This is a genomic window from Streptomyces albidicamelliae (genome assembly GCF_025642175.1).
GTDB lineage: Bacteria > Actinomycetota > Actinomycetes > Streptomycetales > Streptomycetaceae > Streptomyces > Streptomyces albidocamelliae.
In genome coordinates this window covers 1,818,554-1,835,694 of sequence record NZ_CP106795.1, presented here as the reverse complement: position 1 = coordinate 1,835,694, position 17,141 = coordinate 1,818,554, and the positions used below count along the sequence as shown (strand labels likewise).

Below are 17,141 nucleotides of genomic sequence, written 5' to 3'. Positions count from 1 at the left end.
GGACCTGTATTGTTCAGTGCGTTCCCGGGCGATTAGCTCAGTGGGAGAGCGCTTCGTTCACACCGAAGAGGTCACTGGTTCGAACCCAGTATCGCCCACCGGGAAAGAGCCGGTCCGCAGCAGCGGACCGGCTCTTTTGACGGCGGCGGCCGCTGCCGGCGCTACGCCGCCGCCGGCAGCTCCGGCCGCAGCGGCCACTCCGTGTTGACGATCTCCTCCGAACCGCTGCGCGCGAACCAGGCCTGGAGCCCACGGGCCTGCGCCGCATGCCAGTTGGCCTGGAGGGTGTGCAGATCCGCCGGGGACAGCCGCTCCAGCCGGGTCGCGAACCGCCGGCCCAGGGCCCGTACGACGTCCAGCGCGGCCAGTGCGTCCGCCGCCGCGTCGTGCGCGTCCTGCAGGGTCACACCGTAGTGCCCGCACAGGTCGGTCAGCGTGCGGCGCCCCTTGCGGTATCGGTCCAGATGCTTGTCCAGCACCCTCGGGTCCAGCACCCGCAACGGCACCGGCTCCAGCCAGCGGTCCAGCCCGGACGCCCGGTGCCGGCGCAACTCCCGGTCCAGCAGCGTCAGATCGAACGGCGCGTTCATCACCACCACCGGCCGCCGCATCGCCGCCTGCTCCGCCAGCTGCTCGGCTATCTCGTACATCACCGGCGCCGGCCAGCGGCCGTTGCGCTGCAGGTGCTCCTGCGTCAGCCCGTGCACCGCCGTCGCCGCCTCGGGCACCGCGACCCCCGGATTCACCAGCCAGCGAGTGATCCGGGGCCGGGTGCCCGGCGCATCCTGGACGACGACGGCGGCCGACACGATCCGGTCGGTCTCGACGTCCACGCCCGTCGTCTCCGTGTCGAAGGCCGCCAGCGGCCCCTCGTACCAGGTCGTCATCCGCACACAACTCCTCGTTCACCCATGGCAGGTGACGTTCCGTCTTCTGCCTGTTTGGTGATACCCGGGCCGTTTGCGACGTACGCCGGAAGGAGACAACAGGAATACGGGTCTTTGCAGTTCAGCGGCCCACAGCGGGAAAACTCATTGCTTGGAAGGCTGTTGGTCATGGCCATAGCGCAGCCCGAGCGGGGCGGGCTGCTGCCCGACCGCCCGGGCACCCTCCGCGGCACGCTCGCCACCACCGCCTGCATGGAGACACTGCAGGTCGGCTATCTGCACGCGGTCGCCGCCGCGGCCGGCTGCTCGCTGTCCCAGCCCTTCCCGGACAACGGCATCGACTGGCACGTCAGCCACAGCGCACCCGGACACACCGTCGACGACGAGGTCACCATCAAGGTGCAGCTGAAGTGCACCTACCAGGTCCCGCCCAACCCGCCGGGCCGCTTCTTCTCCTTCACCCTCGACAACGACCACCTGCGCAAGCTGGCCCGCACTCCCGTCTCGGTGCACAAGATCCTGGTCGTCATGCTGGTGCCGCGCGCCCAGGACGACTGGCTGCGCGCGAGCCACGACCGGCTCGACCTGCGGCACTGCTGCTACTGGGTCAACCTGGCCGGCCACCCGGTCACCGGCCGGCACCGGACCACCGTGCGGATACCGACCGCGCGCATCTTCGACGACCGGGCGCTGTGCGAGATCATGACGCGGGTCGGGACGGGAGGCAGGCCATGAGGAGCCGTCCGTACGACGAGCCGGCCCGGCCGGTCCGGCAGCACCCCGACGACCTCCCCTGGAACCGCCCTCCGGAGCCCGCCGAGGTCGACCCGGCCGTGCTCGGCGCCCTGCTGCGCCGGCACGGCTGGCAGCGGCGCGGAGGTGCCGCCGGAAGGTACGGCCGCTGGACCCCGCCCGGCCCGGGCGCCGGCGGCACCAGCCTGCTCGTGCCGGAGAACCGCGCCTTCCCGGACAGCGACGACCTGCTCGGCGAGGCCCTCGACGCGCTGGCCCGCAGTGACACCCCCTCCGCCCGCGAGGTCCTCATCTCCCTCGCCGTACCGAGCGACGAGATCCGCTGGTGGCGGGACACCCCCAGGGGGCCCGTGGGCGCCGCGCACTGGACGGCCGACGAGCAACTGCGCGCCGCCGCCCGGCAGATGCTGCTCGCCGCCGCGCTCGCCACCCGGGCCCGGGCCGGCTACTACGGCGCCCGCCACCGCAGACCGGCCGCCGCCCTCATGGAGGACGTCCTCGTCGGACCCGCCACCGAGGGCCGCACCCTCACCGCCTTCGTGCCCGCGGCCACCGGCCGGCACCTCGCCGTACGGCTCCACCAGGCCCTTTACGCCACCCGGGAGGCCATCGACTACCGGCGGGCCACCGGCGGCATGGACGCCTTCGACGGCGCCGTCGAGGCCGGCGTCAGCCGCGAACTCACCGAGGCGCTCGGCGCGCTCGTGCGGGGCACCGAGGGCGCCCGCGTCGCCGTCGCCTGGGCCCCCGGGGCCGGCGTGCCCGAGGGCTGCGCCGCCTCCGCCGAACCCGTCGAGTTCTCACCGGGCGACCTGCCCGTGCTCCGCGAGGCCGCGGCCCGCTATCTGCGCGAGGAGCCCTCCGTGCCGGTCCGCGTCACGGGTGCCGTCGTCCGCATGCGCCGCTCCGGCCCCACCGGCGAGGGCACCGTCCGCCTGCGCGTCCTCGCCGGCGTCGAGGTCCCGCACCTCCGCGTCACCCTCGACGAGGAGGACTACCGCATCGCCGGCCACGCCCACCTCGTCGGACTGCCCGTCCGGGTGCACGGCCGGCTGGAGCGGCGGGGCGGCTTCCGCCGGCTCACCGGCGCCTCCGGCGTCGTACCCGTGCAGGTGGACGACGCCGAGCGGGACCGGCTGATGAAGGCCCTCCAGGAGAACCTCGACTTCTTCGAGGAGGCGTGCGGAGAGGGGGAGGCGGGAGCGTACGGGGACGCGGACTGACGGTGACCGTTTCGCGGTCGGTGCCGTCGGGTCGGTACGATCGCCTGTGCGCGCGCTCCTGGTATGGCGCCGCATCCCACCTTCAGTCAGGAGAGACCGGTGTCAGACGTCCGTGTGATCATCCAACGCGATTCCGAGCGGGAAGAACGCGTGGTGACGACGGGCACTACGGCCGCCGACCTCTTCGCGGGCGAGCGCTCGATCATCGCCGCGCGCGTGGCCGGCGAGCTGCGGGACCTCAGCCACGAGCTGTCCGACGGCGACGAGGTCGAGGGCGTCGAGATCTCCTCCGAGGACGGCCTGAACATCCTGCGCCACTCCACCGCGCACGTCATGGCGCAGGCCGTGCAGGAGCTGTTTCCCGAGGCCAAGCTGGGCATCGGCCCGCCCGTCAAGGACGGCTTCTACTACGACTTCGACGTCGAGAAGCCCTTCCACCCCGATGACCTCAAGGCCATCGAAAAGAAGATGCAGGAGATCCAGAAGCGCGGCCAGCGCTTCTCCCGTCGTGTCGTCACCGACGAGGCCGCCCGCGAGGAGCTGGCCGACGAGCCGTACAAGCTGGAGCTGATCGGCCTCAAGGGCTCCGCGTCCCACGACGACGGCGCGGACGTCGAGGTCGGCGCCGGCGAGCTGACGATCTACGACAACCTGGACGCCAAGACCGGCGAGCTGTGCTGGAAGGACCTCTGCCGCGGTCCCCACCTGCCGACCACCCGGCTGATCCCGGCGTTCAAGCTGATGCGCAACGCGGCCGCCTACTGGCGCGGCAGCGAGAAGAACCCGATGCTCCAGCGCATCTACGGAACCGCCTGGCCGTCCAAGGACGAGCTGAAGGCGCACCTGGACTTCCTCGCCGAGGCCGAGAAGCGCGACCACCGCAAGCTCGGCAGCGAGCTGGACCTGTTCTCCATCCCGGAGCAGATCGGCTCCGGCCTCGCCGTCTTCCACCCCAAGGGCGGCATCGTCCGCCGCGTGATGGAGGACTACTCGCGCCGCCGCCACGAGGAAGAGGGCTACGAGTTCGTCTACACCCCGCACGCCACGAAGGGGAAGCTCTTCGAGACGTCCGGGCACCTGGACTGGTACGCCGACGGCATGTACCCGCCCATGCAGCTCGACGAGGGCGTGGACTACTACCTCAAGCCCATGAACTGCCCGATGCACAACCTGATCTTCGACGCGCGCGGCCGCTCCTACCGCGAACTGCCGCTGCGCCTCTTCGAGTTCGGGACCGTGTACCGGTACGAGAAGTCCGGCGTCGTGCACGGCCTGACCCGCGCCCGCGGCTTCACGCAGGACGACGCGCACATCTACTGCACCCGTGAGCAGATGTCGGAGGAACTCGACAAGACGCTCACCTTCGTCCTCGGGCTGCTGCGCGACTACGGCCTGACCGACTTCTACCTGGAACTGTCCACCAAGGACCCGGAGAAGTTCGTCGGCTCCGACGAGGTCTGGGAGGAGGCCACCGAGACGCTCCGCCAGGTCGCCGAGAAGCAGGGCCTGCCCCTCGTGCCCGACCCGGGCGGCGCCGCCTTCTACGGCCCGAAGATCTCCGTGCAGACCAAGGACGCCATCGGCCGCACCTGGCAGATGTCGACCATCCAGCTCGACTTCAACCTGCCCGAGCGGTTCGACCTGGAGTACACCGGCCCCGACGGTGCCAAGCAGCGCCCGGTCATGATCCACCGCGCCCTGTTCGGCTCCATCGAGCGGTTCTTCGCCGTGCTGCTGGAGCACTACGCGGGCGCCTTCCCGGCGTGGCTGGCCCCCGTGCAGGCACTCGGCATCCCGATCGGCGACGCGCACGTGGAGTACCTGGAGAAGTTCGCCGCCGCGGCCAAGAAGCAGGGGCTGCGCGTCGAGGTGGACTCCTCCTCGGACCGCATGCAGAAGAAGATCCGCAACGCCCAGAAGCAGAAGGTGCCCTTCATGGTCATCGCGGGCGACGAGGACATGTCGAACGGCTCGGTGTCCTTCCGCTACCGCGACGGCTCCCAGGAGAACGGCATCCCCTTCGACGAGGCGATCGCCAAGATCGCGAAGATCGTGGAGGAGCGGACCCAGGTCTGAACCGCCTGAGCCGCGAGGGCCCCCGGGATCACGGTCCCGGGGGCCCTTTTCTGTCGCTGCCCCGTGTGAACGTCTGCATCAGCCAGGACGAGAACGAACCCGTCACCGCGCCGAGCAGGCCGATCCCGCAGGCCATCATCCCGATCGCGATCGTCCGCCCGAGCCTGGTCACCGGGGTGATGTCGCCGTAGCCGACGGTGCTGAGCGTCGACGCGGCCCACCACACCGCGTCCCCGAAGGTCGTCATGGTGGCGCCGGGCGCCCCGCGCTCCTGCTGGAACACCGCGAGGGCACCCGCGAAGCCCAGCAGCAGCGTGGACAGGCTCGCGTAGGAGATCACCCGGGCGTACAGGGAGAGCCTGGGTTCGCCCTGCCGGCGCTGGATGACGTCGTAGAGCGGGACGATCCGCAGCGGGCGCAGCAGCGGCAGGACGACCACGACGGTGTGCAGGAAGTGCGTGCTGACGAAGCGCAGGAAACGCTGCCCCCCCAGGCGCCACCGCACCAGGTAGTCGGCGGCGAACACCGCCCAGAGGGCGAGCATCACCCACAGGCACAGGTCCCGCCAGTGCGCCAGGCCCACGGCCAGGACGCGGGTGGCGTAGGCGGCCATGAAGACCAGCGACGCCACGAAGAGCGGGATCTCGGTGCGCTGCTCCCAGCGGGCCGCGCGGCTGTCGACGTCCACCGGCCAAGCTTGGCCGGTGACCGTCATCGAGGCGCCCCGGCGACACGCCGCGAACGGGCGAAGCCATATGCTGCCTAGCATGACGAGTGAGCCGGAGCAGCAGATCGGAGTGGGGACGCAGGACGCGTTCCAGCGCCTGTGGACGCCCCACCGGATGGCCTACATCCAGGGCGAGAACAAGCCCACCGGTCCGGGGGCGGACGACGGCTGCCCCTTCTGCTCGATACCGGCCAAGTCCGACGAGGACGGGCTGATCGTGCGACGCGGCGAGCACGTGTACGCGGTCCTCAACCTGTACCCGTACAACGGCGGCCACCTGATGACCGTGCCCTACCGGCACGTGGCCGACTACACCGAGCTGACCGGGCCGGAGACCGCCGAACTCGCCGAGCTGACCAAGCAGGCGATGCGGGCCCTGCGTGCGGCCTCCGGCGCGCACGGCTTCAACATCGGCATGAACCAGGGCACGGTCGCGGGCGCCGGCATCGCCGCCCACCTGCACCAGCACGTCGTCCCGCGCTGGGGCGGCGACACGAACTTCATGCCGGTGGTCGGCCACACCAAGATCCTGCCGCAGCTCCTGGCGGACACCCGCAAGATGCTGGCGGAGGCCTGGCCGGCCTAGCGACCGGGGGGGGCGGCGGCGCGGCTCCCGGACTCCCGGACCGCCGCCGAGGACACCCCCTCGGCCGAGCCGCCGGACGCCTACGCGTCGTACACGTCGGCCTTCCTCGGCGTCGGGTCCTGGACGTTGCCGCTGAGGAACGCCGAGCGGGCACCGAACTTCTCCGTGTCCACGCCGTTCTCCTTCAGCACCCTGATCGCCGCCGAGTGCACCACCCGCAGTACCGGTGTGGCCGCGCGCAGCGCGTCGTCGGCCATGAAGCGGTGCCGCCACGGCTGATCGGCCCAGGCGTGCCGCAGACCGAACGGCTCGGGCAGTCCGAGCGAGCCGCCCAGCCAGTTCAGCAGCGGCGGGTACCAGGTCAGCGGGGCGCGCGCGGCGAGCCGTACCACCTCGTCGGTGGTGACCAGCGGCAGCTTGATCGTGCGGTTCTCCCACGGCTTGAAGGACTTGGCGACCTCCTTGACCGGCGCCTCCGGCTTCGTGGTGAAGAGCGGGTTCACCGGCCCCAGGGCGTGCCCGGTGACCTCGATGCGCAGCGTCTCGTGCAGCACGGTCACCGTGATCAGCATGGTGATGACCAGCTGGCCGTCCCACAGCGTCCACTGGACGCCCAGATAGTGCCGGTCACCGCTGCCGAACTGCTGCTTGTTGCAGATCTCCTGTATGGCGTGCGGCTTGATCTGGAAGGCCTCGACGTCGGTGCCCTCGGGCCGGGACACCGCGGCGGCCTTCTCGCCGATCGGCGTGACGATCCAGTGCTTCACGGACGGCTTGGGGAAGCCGCCCGTGTTCAGCGGGCCGCGCTCCAGCATGGCCAGCTGGTCGTGGATCGCGCGTATGACGTCCCAGCTGCGGAAGGGGTGGATCTCCCTGGTGCCGTCGGCGGGCACCAGTTCCTCGGCGAGCTGCCAGGCGCCCCACCGGGTGCCCATGCCGAGTATGCCCTTGGGGCCGGCGTAGAAGACCGAGTTGGACTGCTGCTCGGCGCTCAGCCGGGCCAGCGACTGGCGCAGCTCCTCCGCGGCCGTCTGGCCGGGCCCGCGCGGCACGGCCTCCGGGACCTTGGCGCCGACGCTGGTGCCGGACAGCAGGCCGTCCCAGCGGGCCCGCAGATCCTGGGCGGCGCTCTCGCAGACCCGCTTGGCCCAGAACCAGCCCAGCACGGGCAGGACGACGCACGCACGGGCGTACCACGCCCAGAGCCCGCCGAACGGCATCTTGACGAAGAACAGCGCGGCGAGCACGCCGACACCGAGGAGCAGGGCCGTGGCGAGGGGGCCGGCCCGCTTGTCGTCGCGCCGGGCGACGAACATGCGCAGCTGGAAGACGAGCAGCCAGACGATCAGCCCGGGCAGGAAGACCAGACCGCACAGCACCGTCACGGCCGTCAGGCGGTTGTCGCGCTCGCGGCGGATGTTGTTCGCCGCCAGACAGTGCTCCACCACGAACTGCGGTTCGGAGCCGAAGGACTGGATGAGCGGCTTGCGGCCGGGGGCGAGCATCCGGTCGATCACGGCACGCGAGAACGACTCACCGAGATTGGGCCGGAGCAGCTTCATCCGGCCGGCCTTGACGGTCGACTGGTGCCATTCGTTGTCGGCCTTCTTGATCTCCTCGACCGGGCTGTCCCGGTACGCGGCGGAAGCCAGCGCGGAGGTCGCCGCCTGTCCCTCGTCGCCCGAGACGGGCACCTGGGGCCCGTCCCACTCCGTTCCAAACGACATTCCCGCCCCCATCACCGCCGGCGTCGCTCCTGCGGCCTTCCCGACTTCCCTGCCCCGCACACCTGTTGACCCGGCCCTCGTGCCGAAACCACCCCCATGACCGGACGGCTGCGGCACCACGTGATCAGGTGATCAGCGTATCCGGCGCCACCGACAAGCGGCGGGCGGACGGCCGAAGCCGCCCGCCCGCACCGGCCGGGCGCGAAAGGACTACGCGCCGTCACCCGCCTGTTCGCGGATCCGCTCGGCGATCTGCGGCGGCATCGGCTCGTGCCGGGCGTACGCCCGGTCGAACCGGGCCGTGCCGTGCGACAGCGAGCGCAGGTCCACGGCGTACCGGCCGATCTCGAACTCCGGCACCTCGGCCCGGATCAGCGTCCGCCCGGTACCCACCTGTTCGGTGCCGAGCAGCCGGCCGCGCCGGCTCGACAGGTCGCTCATCACCGGGCCCACGTAGTCGTCGCCGACGAGGACGGTCACCTCGGCGACCGGTTCCAGCAGATGGATCCGCGCGCCCGCGGCGGCCTCGCGCAGCGCCAGCGCGCCCGCCGTCTGGAAGGCGGCGTCGGAGGAGTCCACCGAGTGCGCCTTGCCGTCCAGCAGGGTGATCCGGACGTCGATGAGCGGATACCCGGCGGCCACGCCCTTGGCGGCCTGCGCCCGGACGCCCTTCTCGACGGACGGGATGAACTGCCGGGGCACCGCCCCGCCGACCACCTTGTCCACGAACTCGATGCCCGAGCCGCCCGGCAGCGGCTCCACCTCGATCTCGCAGATCGCGTACTGCCCGTGCCCGCCGGACTGCTTCACGTGCCGTCCGCGTCCGCCGGCCCGGGCCGCGAACGTCTCCCGCAGGGACACCCGGTGGGGGACGACGTCGACCTGGACGCCGTAGCGGCTGCGCAGCCGTTCGAGGGCGACGTCCGCGTGGGCCTCGCCCAGGCACCACAGGACCACCTGATGGGTGTCCTGGTTCTGCTCCAGGCGCATCGTCGGGTCCTCGGCGACCAGCCGGGCCAGGCCCTGGGACAGCTTGTCCTCGTCGGCCTTGCTGTGCGCCTGGATGGCGAGCGGCAGCAGCGGGTCCGGCATCTGCCAGGGCTCCATCAGGAGCGGGTCGTCCTTCGCGGACAGCGTGTCACCGGTCTCCGCACGGCCCAGCTTGGCCACGCTCACCAGGTCTCCGGCGACGGCGTGCGTCACCGGACGCTGCTGCTTGCCGAAGGGCATGGACAGGGCGCCGATCTTCTCGTCGACGTCGTGGTCCTCGTGCCCGCGGTCGGCCAGGCCGTGCCCGGAGACGTGCACCGTCTGGTCCGGGCGCAGCGTCCCGGAGAACACGCGGACGAGGGAGATGCGGCCGACGTACGGGTCGGAGGAGGTCTTGACGACCTCGGCGACCAACGGGCCGTCGGTGTCGCACGGCTTCAGCTCGCGCCGCTCGCCGTCGATGGTCGTGACACCGGGCAGGGGGTGCTCGAACGGGGTCGGGAACCCGCCGGTGATCAGCTCCAGCAGCTCGACCGTGCCGAGTCCCTGGCGGGCGCCCTCGGCGGCGGGCGCGGCGGCGAGGACGGGGAAGAAGCTGCCACGCGCGACGGCCCGCTCCAGGTCCTCGATCAGCGTCTTGACGTCGACCTGCTCACCGCCGAGATAGCGGTCCATGAGGGTCTCGTCCTCGCTCTCGGCGATGATCCCCTCGATGAGCCGGTTGCGGGCCTCCTCGATGTCCGGCAGCTGGTCCTCGCCGGGCTCGGAGTCCTTGCGCTCACCGGCCGCGTAGTCGAAGAGCTTCCGTGACAGCAGCCCGATCAGCCCGGTCACCGGCGCGTGCCCGTCCGGGCCCTCGGGGCCGCGCAGCGGCAGGTACAGGGGCAGTACGGCGTCGGGGTCGTCGCCGCCGAAGGCCTCCGCGCAGATCCGCGTGGTCTCCTCGAAGTCGGCGCGCGCGGACTCCAGGTGCGTGATCACGATCGCGCGGGGCATGCCGACCGCCGCGCACTCCTCCCACACCATCCGGGTCGAGCCGTCCACCCCGTCCGAGGCCGAGACGACGAAGAGGGCCGCGTCCGCGGCGCGCAGACCGGCCCTGAGCTCACCGACGAAGTCGGCGTATCCGGGGGTGTCGAGCAGGTTGACCTTGATGCCGTCCCATTCGACCGGCACGAGGGAGAGCTGTACGGAGCGTTGCTGCCGGTGCTCGATGTCGTCGTAGTCGGACACGGTGCCGCCGTCCTCGACGCGGCCCGCCCGGTTCACCGCCCCCGCGGTCAGCGCGAGGGCCTCCACCAGCGTGGTCTTGCCCGCTCCGCTGTGGCCGACCAGCACCACGTTCCGGACGGACGTGGGTCGGTCGGCCGCCAGAGCCCTGCCGGCGGCTCCGGGGTGTGTCTGTGTCTTGTCGCCCATGATCCTGCCTCCCGTGCACGGTGAGGTCACTGTGGGCGCGGACACGCGGGACCCGCGTGCACTGGCGGCTCCGGCGACGCCCGCGGTTATTCGAGCTTTCCACTCCCGTCATGCCGCGTCCATACGAACGACCACGAAGGCCGCGGACCGGTACCGATCGCGCCACACACGCCCCGAGTGCGGCCGCCGGCACCGGTTCGAGGCACGAGCCGCGGGTGCCCGCCCGTCGAGCGCGCACGTGCGTGGCTACGATGGGCCAGCCGGCGGCCACCAGGGCCGCGGCGACACCGACCGTCGGGAAGGCCATGCTGAACAAGTACGCGCGTGCATTCTTCACGCGTGTCCTCACGCCGTTCGCCGCGTTTCTCATCCGCCGGGGCGTCAGCCCCGACACGGTCACGCTCCTCGGCACGGCGGGTGTGGTCGCGGGAGCGCTGGTCTTCTACCCCAGGGGCGAGTTCTTCTGGGGCACGGTCGTCATCACCCTGTTCGTCTTCTCCGACCTCGTCGACGGCAACATGGCCCGCCAGCTGGGCCGCTCCAGCCGCTGGGGCGCCTTCCTCGACTCCACCCTGGACCGGGTCGCCGACGGCGCCATCTTCGGCGGCTTCGCGCTCTGGTACGCGGGCAACGGCGACGACAACGTCCTGTGCGCCGTCTCGATCTTCTGCCTGGCGAGCGGCCAGGTGGTGTCGTACACGAAGGCGCGCGGGGAGTCCATCGGGTTGCCGGTGGCGGTCAACGGGCTCGTGGAGCGTGCCGAGCGGCTGGTGATCTCGCTGGTCGCGGCCGGTTTCGCGGGACTGCACAAGTTCGGGGTGCCGGGCATCCAGTGGCTGCTGCCGGTCGCCCTGTGGATCGTCGCCGTGGGCAGCCTCGTCACGCTGATCCAGCGGGTCGTCACCGTCCGCCGTGAGTCCGCCGAGGCCGAGGCGGCCGCCGGGCAGAACACCTCCCAGGGGAGCGAGGCCGCGAAGTGAGCACCGCCGACCGGCTCACCGACTCGCTGTACGGGCTCGGCTGGAGCACCGTCAAGAAGCTCCCCGAACCGGCCGCCGTGCGGCTCGGCCGCACCATCGCCGACCTCGCCTGGAAGAAGCGCGGCAAGGGCGTGCGGCGCCTGGAGTCCAACTACGCGCGCGTGGTGCCCGACGCCACGCCCGAGCGCCTGGCCGAGCTGTCCCGCGCGGGCATGCGCTCCTACCTGCGCTACTGGATGGAGTCCTTCCGGCTCCCCGCCTGGAGCGCCGAGCGGGTGCGGACGGGCTTCGACCCCAAGGACATCCACTTCCTCACCGACGGCCTCGCCTCCGGCCGGGGCGTCGTCCTCGCCCTGCCGCACCTGGCCAACTGGGACCTGGCCGGCGCCTGGGTCACCACCAAGCTCGGGACGCCCTTCACGACGGTCGCCGAGCGCCTGAAGCCCGAGACGCTGTACGACCGATTCGTCGCCTACCGCGAGGGCCTCGGCATGGAGGTCCTGCCGCACAGCGGGGGCTCCGCCTTCGGCACCCTGGCCCGCCGGCTGCGCGACGGCGGCCTGGTCTGCCTGGTCGCCGACCGCGACCTGTCCGCCTCCGGCGTCGAGGTCGACTTCTTCGGCGAGACGGCACGGATGCCCGCCGGCCCGGCCCTGCTCGCCCAGCAGACCGGCGCCCTGCTGCTGCCGGTCACACTCTGGTACGACGACTCGCCGGTCATGAAGGGCCAGGTCCATCCCCCGATCGAGGTGCCGGAGTCAGGCACGCGCGCCGAGAAGACGTCTGTCATGACACAGGCGCTGGCGAACGCCTTCGCCACCGGTATCGCCGACCATCCGGAGGACTGGCACATGCTCCAGCGCCTGTGGCTCGCCGACCTCGACCCCGCGAAGGGACCCTCGTGAGAATCGGGATCGTCTGCCCGTACTCCTGGGACGTGCCCGGTGGCGTCCAGTTCCACATCCGCGACCTGGCCGAGTACTTCATCCGGCTCGGCCACGAGGTCTCCGTGCTCGCCCCGGCCGACGACGACACGCCCCTGCCGCCGTACGTCGTCTCGGCCGGCCGCGCGGTCCCGGTGCCGTACAACGGCTCGGTGGCCCGGCTCAACTTCGGCTTCCTGTCGGCGGCGCGGGTGCGGCGCTGGCTGCACGACGGGGCCTTCGACGTGGTCCACATCCACGAGCCGACCTCGCCCTCGCTGGGCCTGCTGACCTGCTGGGCGGCCCAGGGGCCCATCGTCGCGACCTTCCACACCTCCAACCCGCGCTCGCGCGCCATGATCGCCGCGTACGCGATCCTGCAGGCCGCGCTGGAGAAGATCAGCGCGCGGATCGCCGTGAGCGAGTACGCGCGGCGCACGCTGGTCGAGCACCTCGGCGGGGACGCGGTGGTCATCCCCAACGGCGTCGACGTGGACTTCTTCGCCCGGGCCGAGCCGAGGCCCGAGTGGCAGGGCGACACGATCGGCTTCATCGGGCGCATCGACGAACCCCGCAAGGGCCTGCCCGTGCTGATGCGGGCCCTGCCGAAGATCCTCGCGGCCCGCCCGGGGGCGCGGCTGCTGGTCGCCGGGCGGGGTGACGAGGAGGCGGCCGTCGAGCAACTGCCGAAGGAGCTGCGCTCGCGCGTGGAGTTCCTCGGCATGGTCAGCGACGAGGACAAGGCGCGCTTCCTGCGCAGCGTCGACCTGTACGTCGCGCCCAACACCGGCGGCGAGAGCTTCGGCATCATCCTGGTCGAGGCGATGTCGGCGGGCGCCCCCGTCCTCGCCTCCGACCTGGACGCGTTCGTGCAGGTCCTGGACAAGGGCGCGGCGGGCGAGGTCTTCGCCAACGAGGACGCGGACGCCCTGGCCGAGGCGGCCGTACGGCTGCTCGGCGACCCGGAGCGGCTGGCCGAGCTGCGCGACCTCGGAAGCGCCCACGTGCGGCGCTTCGACTGGTCGACGGTCGGCGCGGACATCCTGTCCGTCTACGAGACGGTGACGGCCGGTGCGGCGGCGGTGGCGGCGGACGAACGCACGACGGGCCTGCGAGCACGCTTCGGCCTGGCCCGGGACCGAGCGGACGTGTAGGGCCCCTCGGCGCGGTGGCGGGGAGGGCTGCTGCCTGCCGCCCCCGCACCTGGCCGGGCCGTCGTGGCTCGGCGGGCGACCGCCTCTTGAGCGGGGGGCGCACTGCGTGCCGCCCCCTGAGACCACCGGCCACCGGCCCGGACGCGTCCCCAGGTCTGCAGGGCCCCTCGGTGCGGGGGCGGGGAGGCTGCGGCTTGCCGACCCCGCACCTGGCCGGGCCGGCTCGGCTCGGCGGGGGACCGGCCTGGCCGGCGGGCGTCCTGTGGGCGCGGGTGCATTGCGCGCCGCCCCCTGAGACCACCGGCCACCGGCCCGGAAGCGTCCCCAGGCCTCAGGGCCCCTCGGTGCGGTGGCGGGGAGGCTGCGGCCTGCCGACCCCGCACCTGGCCGGGCCGACTCGGCTCGGCGGGCGACCGGCGTGTGGGCGGGGGCACACTGCGCGCCGCCCCCCGAGACCACCGGCCACCGGCCCGGAAGCGTCCCCAGGCCTCAGGGCCCCTCGGTGCGGTGGCGGGGAGGCTGCGGCCTGCCGTACCCGCACCTGGCCGGGCCGGCGCGGCTCGGCGGGCGACCGGCGTGTGGGCGGGGGCGCACTGCGCGCCGCTCCCTGAGACCATCGGCCACCGGCCCGGACGCGTTCCCCGGTCGTCCCGATAGCCTTCGCCCGTGACCGCAACCCTCATCTGGATCCTTGTCGCGCTCCTCGCCGTCGGTGTGTACCTGAGCTGGACGGCCGGGCGGCTGGACCGGCTGCACGTGCGGATGGACGCCGCCCGCGCCGCGCTCGACGCGCAGCTGCTGCGGCGGGCCTCCGTGGCGCAGGAACTCGCGACCTCGGGCGTGCTCGACCCGGCCGCCTCGATCGTGCTGTACGAGGCCGCGCACGCGGCCCGGCAGTCCGAGGAGGAGCAGCGGGAGGTGGCCGAGAGCGAGCTGAGCCAGGCGCTGCGCGCCGTCTTCGGGGACGCGCAGCAGGTCGAGGCGGTACGGGAGGCCCCGGGGGGCGAGGAAACGGCCCACGAGCTGGCCGAGGCGGTACGCCGGGTCCCCATGGCCCGCCGCTTCCACAACGACGCCGTCGGAGCCGCCCGGCGGCTGCGCGAACACCGCAAGGTCCGCTGGTTCCGGCTCGCCGGCCACGCCCCGTTCCCGCTGGCCTTCGAGATGGACGACGAGGCGCCCGCCGCCCTGGTGGAACGGGTGTCGTGAACTTGCGCCGACGGGTCCATGACCGAAAAGGATCCACCGGCTCACCATTGGCCCTTGCTGTGGCCTGGTCCACTCACGTTTCCTCGATGCTGCAGAGAAACCCTCTTTCCCTTCAGTGAGGTCACCCGTGTCCACCACCGAGAACCAGGCTCCCGAGACCGGCACCGCCCGTGTGAAGCGCGGCATGGCCGAGCAGCTCAAGGGCGGCGTGATCATGGACGTCGTCACGCCGGAGCAGGCGAAGATCGCCGAGGACGCGGGCGCCGTCGCCGTCATGGCCCTGGAGCGGGTCCCGGCCGACATCCGCAAGGACGGCGGCGTGGCCCGTATGTCCGACCCGGACATGATCGAGGGCATCATCGACGCGGTCTCCATCCCGGTGATGGCCAAGTCCCGCATCGGCCACTTCGTCGAGGCCCAGGTGCTGCAGTCCCTCGGCGTCGACTACATCGACGAGTCCGAGGTCCTCACCCCGGCCGACGAGGTCAACCATTCCGACAAGTGGTCCTTCACCACGCCGTTCGTGTGCGGTGCCACCAACCTGGGCGAGGCCCTGCGCCGCATCGCCGAGGGCGCCGCGATGATCCGCTCCAAGGGCGAGGCCGGCACCGGCAACGTCGTCGAGGCCGTCCGCCACCTGCGCCAGATCAAGAACGAGATCGCCAAGCTGCGCGGCTTCGACAACCACGAGCTGTACGCCGCCGCCAAGGAGCTGCGCGCCCCCTACGAGCTGGTCAAGGAGGTCGCCGAGCTGGGCAAGCTCCCGGTCGTCCTCTTCTCCGCCGGCGGCGTGGCCACTCCGGCCGACGCGGCCCTGATGCGTCAGCTCGGCGCCGAGGGCGTGTTCGTCGGCTCCGGCATCTTCAAGTCCGGCGACCCGGCCAAGCGCGCCGCCGCCATCGTCAAGGCCACCACCTTCTACGACGACCCGAAGATCATCGCGGACGCGTCCCGCAACCTCGGCGAGGCCATGGTCGGCATCAACTGCGACACCCTCCCCGAGACCGAGCGCTACGCCAACCGCGGCTGGTAAGCGAAGGCCCACAGGTACACCACCCCATGAACACTCCTGTCATTGGCGTCCTGGCCCTCCAGGGCGACGTACGGGAGCACCTCATCGCCCTGGCCGCGGCCGACGCCGTGGCCAGGCCGGTGCGGCGCCCCGAGGAACTCGCCGAGGTCGACGGCCTCGTGCTGCCCGGCGGCGAGTCCACCACCATCTCCAAGCTCGCCGTGCTGTTCGGCGTGATGGACCCCCTCCGCGCGCGCGTGCGGGACGGCATGCCCGTCTACGGCACCTGCGCGGGCATGATCATGCTCGCCGACAAGATCCTCGACCCCCGCTCGGGCCAGGAGACCATCGGCGGCATCGACATGATCGTGCGCCGCAACGCCTTCGGCCGGCAGAACGAGTCGTTCGAGGCAGCGGTCGACGTGAAGGGTGTCCCGGGCGATCCTGTGGAGGGCGTCTTCATCCGCGCCCCCTGGGTCGAGTCCGTGGGCGCCCGGGCCGAGGTGCTCGCCGAGCACGAGGGCCACATCGTCGCCGTCCGCCAGGGCAACGCGCTCGCCACGTCGTTCCACCCGGAACTGACCGGCGACCACCGCGTGCACTCCCTGTTCGTCGACATGGTGCGCGCCGACCGGACCCCCGACTCCTTGTAGGATCGCTGGGGTTCGTTACAGAGTTGGGTTACGCGAAGGAGACAGGCAGATGTCCGGCCACTCTAAATGGGCTACGACGAAGCACAAGAAGGCCGTGATCGACGCCAAGCGCGGCAAGCTCTTCGCGAAGCTGATCAAGAACATCGAGGTCGCGGCGCGTATGGGCGGCGTCGACCTCGAGGGCAACCCGACCCTCTACGACGCCGTGCAGAAGGCCAAGAAGCAGTCGGTTCCCAACAAGAACATCGACTCTGCCATCAAGCGCGGCGGCGGCCTCGAGGCCGGTGGCGCCGACTACGAGACGATCATGTACGAGGGCTACGGTCCGAACGGTGTCGCGGTGCTCATCGAGTGCCTCACCGACAACCGCAACCGCGCCGCCTCCGACGTCCGCGTCGCCATGACCCGCAACGGCGGCAACATGGCGGACCCGGGCTCGGTGTCGTACATGTTCAGCCGCAAGGGCGTCGTCATCGTCCCCAAGGGCGAGCTGAGCGAGGACGACGTCCTCGGCGCCGTCCTGGAGGCGGGCGCCGAGGAGGTCAACGACCTCGGTGAGACCTTCGAGGTCATCAGCGAGGCCACCGACCTGGTCGCGGTCCGCACCGCCCTCCAGGAGGCCGGGATCGACTACGACTCCGCCGACTCCAGCTTCGTGCCGTCCGTCCAGGTCGAACTGGACGAGGACGGCGCCAAGAAGATCTTCAAGCTCATCGACGCGCTCGAGGACAGCGACGACGTGCAGAACGTCTTCGCCAACTTCGACGTGAGCGACGAGATCATGGAGAAGGTCGACGCGTAACGCCTCGCGGCTCCGACACG

At 71.6% G+C, this 17,141-nt stretch carries 15 protein-coding genes and 1 tRNA gene; 12 read left to right on the top strand and 4 right to left on the bottom strand.

Translation table 11 applies throughout. The features are described from left to right. Positions 1-26 precede the first annotated feature (26 nt). Positions 27-98: transfer RNA gene (locus N8I86_RS08475), tRNA-Val, on the top strand. Between the two features lie 63 nt (positions 99-161). Here N8I86_RS08475 and N8I86_RS08470 read toward each other — a convergent pair. Then, positions 162-887, bottom strand: a complete 726-nt coding sequence (locus N8I86_RS08470) for a 3'-5' exonuclease (protein ID WP_073899490.1) — start codon at positions 885-887, stop codon at positions 162-164. A gap of 168 nt (positions 888-1,055) precedes the next feature. On the opposite strand from N8I86_RS08470, the gene N8I86_RS08465 reads away from it, so the two are divergent. The 3 genes from N8I86_RS08465 to thrS all read left to right on the top strand — a co-directional run bounded on the left by N8I86_RS08465 (position 1,056) and on the right by thrS (position 4,939). Continuing rightward, positions 1,056-1,622, top strand: a complete 567-nt coding sequence (locus tag N8I86_RS08465) for a DUF4365 domain-containing protein (RefSeq protein ID WP_123438497.1) — start codon at positions 1,056-1,058, stop codon at positions 1,620-1,622. Beyond that, complete coding sequence (locus N8I86_RS08460; protein ID WP_263277504.1) at positions 1,619-2,863, top strand: hypothetical protein; 1,245 nt, start codon at positions 1,619-1,621, stop codon at positions 2,861-2,863. Before N8I86_RS08465 ends, N8I86_RS08460 begins: the two co-directional genes overlap by 4 nt. A gap of 99 nt (positions 2,864-2,962) precedes the next feature. Further along, a complete protein-coding gene (gene thrS / locus N8I86_RS08455; protein WP_123438499.1) occupies positions 2,963-4,939 on the top strand; it encodes a threonine--tRNA ligase in 1,977 nt (658 codons plus the stop codon). 28 nt (positions 4,940-4,967) lie between these two features. On the opposite strand, the gene N8I86_RS08450 is transcribed toward thrS, so the two are convergent. Next, complete coding sequence (locus N8I86_RS08450; protein WP_263277503.1) at positions 4,968-5,627, bottom strand: potassium channel family protein; 660 nt, start codon at positions 5,625-5,627, stop codon at positions 4,968-4,970. A gap of 67 nt (positions 5,628-5,694) precedes the next feature. Here N8I86_RS08450 and N8I86_RS08445 point away from each other — a divergent pair, with 67 nt between their 5' ends. Then, positions 5,695-6,252 carry an HIT family protein gene (locus N8I86_RS08445; protein ID WP_073899480.1) on the top strand — a complete coding sequence of 186 codons (558 nt, stop codon included), beginning with the start codon at positions 5,695-5,697 and terminating at the stop codon, positions 6,250-6,252. An 80-nt stretch (positions 6,253-6,332) separates the two neighbouring features. Here the strand turns inward: N8I86_RS08445 and N8I86_RS08440 are convergent, their stop codons facing one another. Beyond that, complete coding sequence (locus N8I86_RS08440) at positions 6,333-7,979, bottom strand: hypothetical protein (protein ID WP_107423826.1); 1,647 nt, start codon at positions 7,977-7,979, stop codon at positions 6,333-6,335. A 210-nt stretch (positions 7,980-8,189) separates the two neighbouring features. Further along, positions 8,190-10,388, bottom strand: a complete 2,199-nt coding sequence (locus tag N8I86_RS08435) for an elongation factor G-like protein EF-G2 (RefSeq protein ID WP_263277502.1) — start codon at positions 10,386-10,388, stop codon at positions 8,190-8,192. A gap of 251 nt (positions 10,389-10,639) precedes the next feature. On the opposite strand from N8I86_RS08435, the gene pgsA reads away from it, so the two are divergent. The 7 genes from pgsA to N8I86_RS08400 all read left to right on the top strand — a co-directional run bounded on the left by pgsA (position 10,640) and on the right by N8I86_RS08400 (position 17,121). Beyond that, on the top strand, positions 10,640-11,368 hold the full coding sequence (pgsA, locus tag N8I86_RS08430) for a phosphatidylinositol phosphate synthase (protein WP_073899474.1): 729 nt from the start codon (positions 10,640-10,642) through the stop codon (positions 11,366-11,368). After that, positions 11,365-12,273, top strand: a complete 909-nt coding sequence (locus tag N8I86_RS08425; RefSeq protein ID WP_263277501.1) for a phosphatidylinositol mannoside acyltransferase — start codon at positions 11,365-11,367, stop codon at positions 12,271-12,273. Before pgsA ends, N8I86_RS08425 begins: the two co-directional genes overlap by 4 nt. After that, positions 12,270-13,445, top strand: a complete 1,176-nt coding sequence (locus N8I86_RS08420) for a glycosyltransferase family 4 protein (protein ID WP_073899470.1) — start codon at positions 12,270-12,272, stop codon at positions 13,443-13,445. Before N8I86_RS08425 ends, N8I86_RS08420 begins: the two co-directional genes overlap by 4 nt. A gap of 666 nt (positions 13,446-14,111) precedes the next feature. Then, positions 14,112-14,654 carry a LemA family protein gene (locus tag N8I86_RS08415; protein WP_073899468.1) on the top strand — a complete coding sequence of 181 codons (543 nt, stop codon included), beginning with the start codon at positions 14,112-14,114 and terminating at the stop codon, positions 14,652-14,654. Positions 14,655-14,781: 127 nt separating this feature from the next. Then, positions 14,782-15,687 (top strand): pyridoxal 5'-phosphate synthase lyase subunit PdxS, encoded by a 906-nt coding sequence (gene pdxS / locus N8I86_RS08410; RefSeq protein WP_031161827.1) that lies wholly within the window; start codon positions 14,782-14,784, stop codon positions 15,685-15,687. A 26-nt stretch (positions 15,688-15,713) separates the two neighbouring features. After that, the gene (pdxT, locus tag N8I86_RS08405) at positions 15,714-16,319 is read left to right on the top strand and encodes a pyridoxal 5'-phosphate synthase glutaminase subunit PdxT (protein WP_073899466.1); all 606 of its coding nucleotides are present in this window, start codon (positions 15,714-15,716) and stop codon (positions 16,317-16,319) included. Positions 16,320-16,368: 49 nt separating this feature from the next. Continuing rightward, positions 16,369-17,121, top strand: coding sequence for a YebC/PmpR family DNA-binding transcriptional regulator (locus tag N8I86_RS08400; protein WP_073899464.1), 753 nt, complete (start codon positions 16,369-16,371; stop codon positions 17,119-17,121). Positions 17,122-17,141 lie beyond the last annotated feature (20 nt).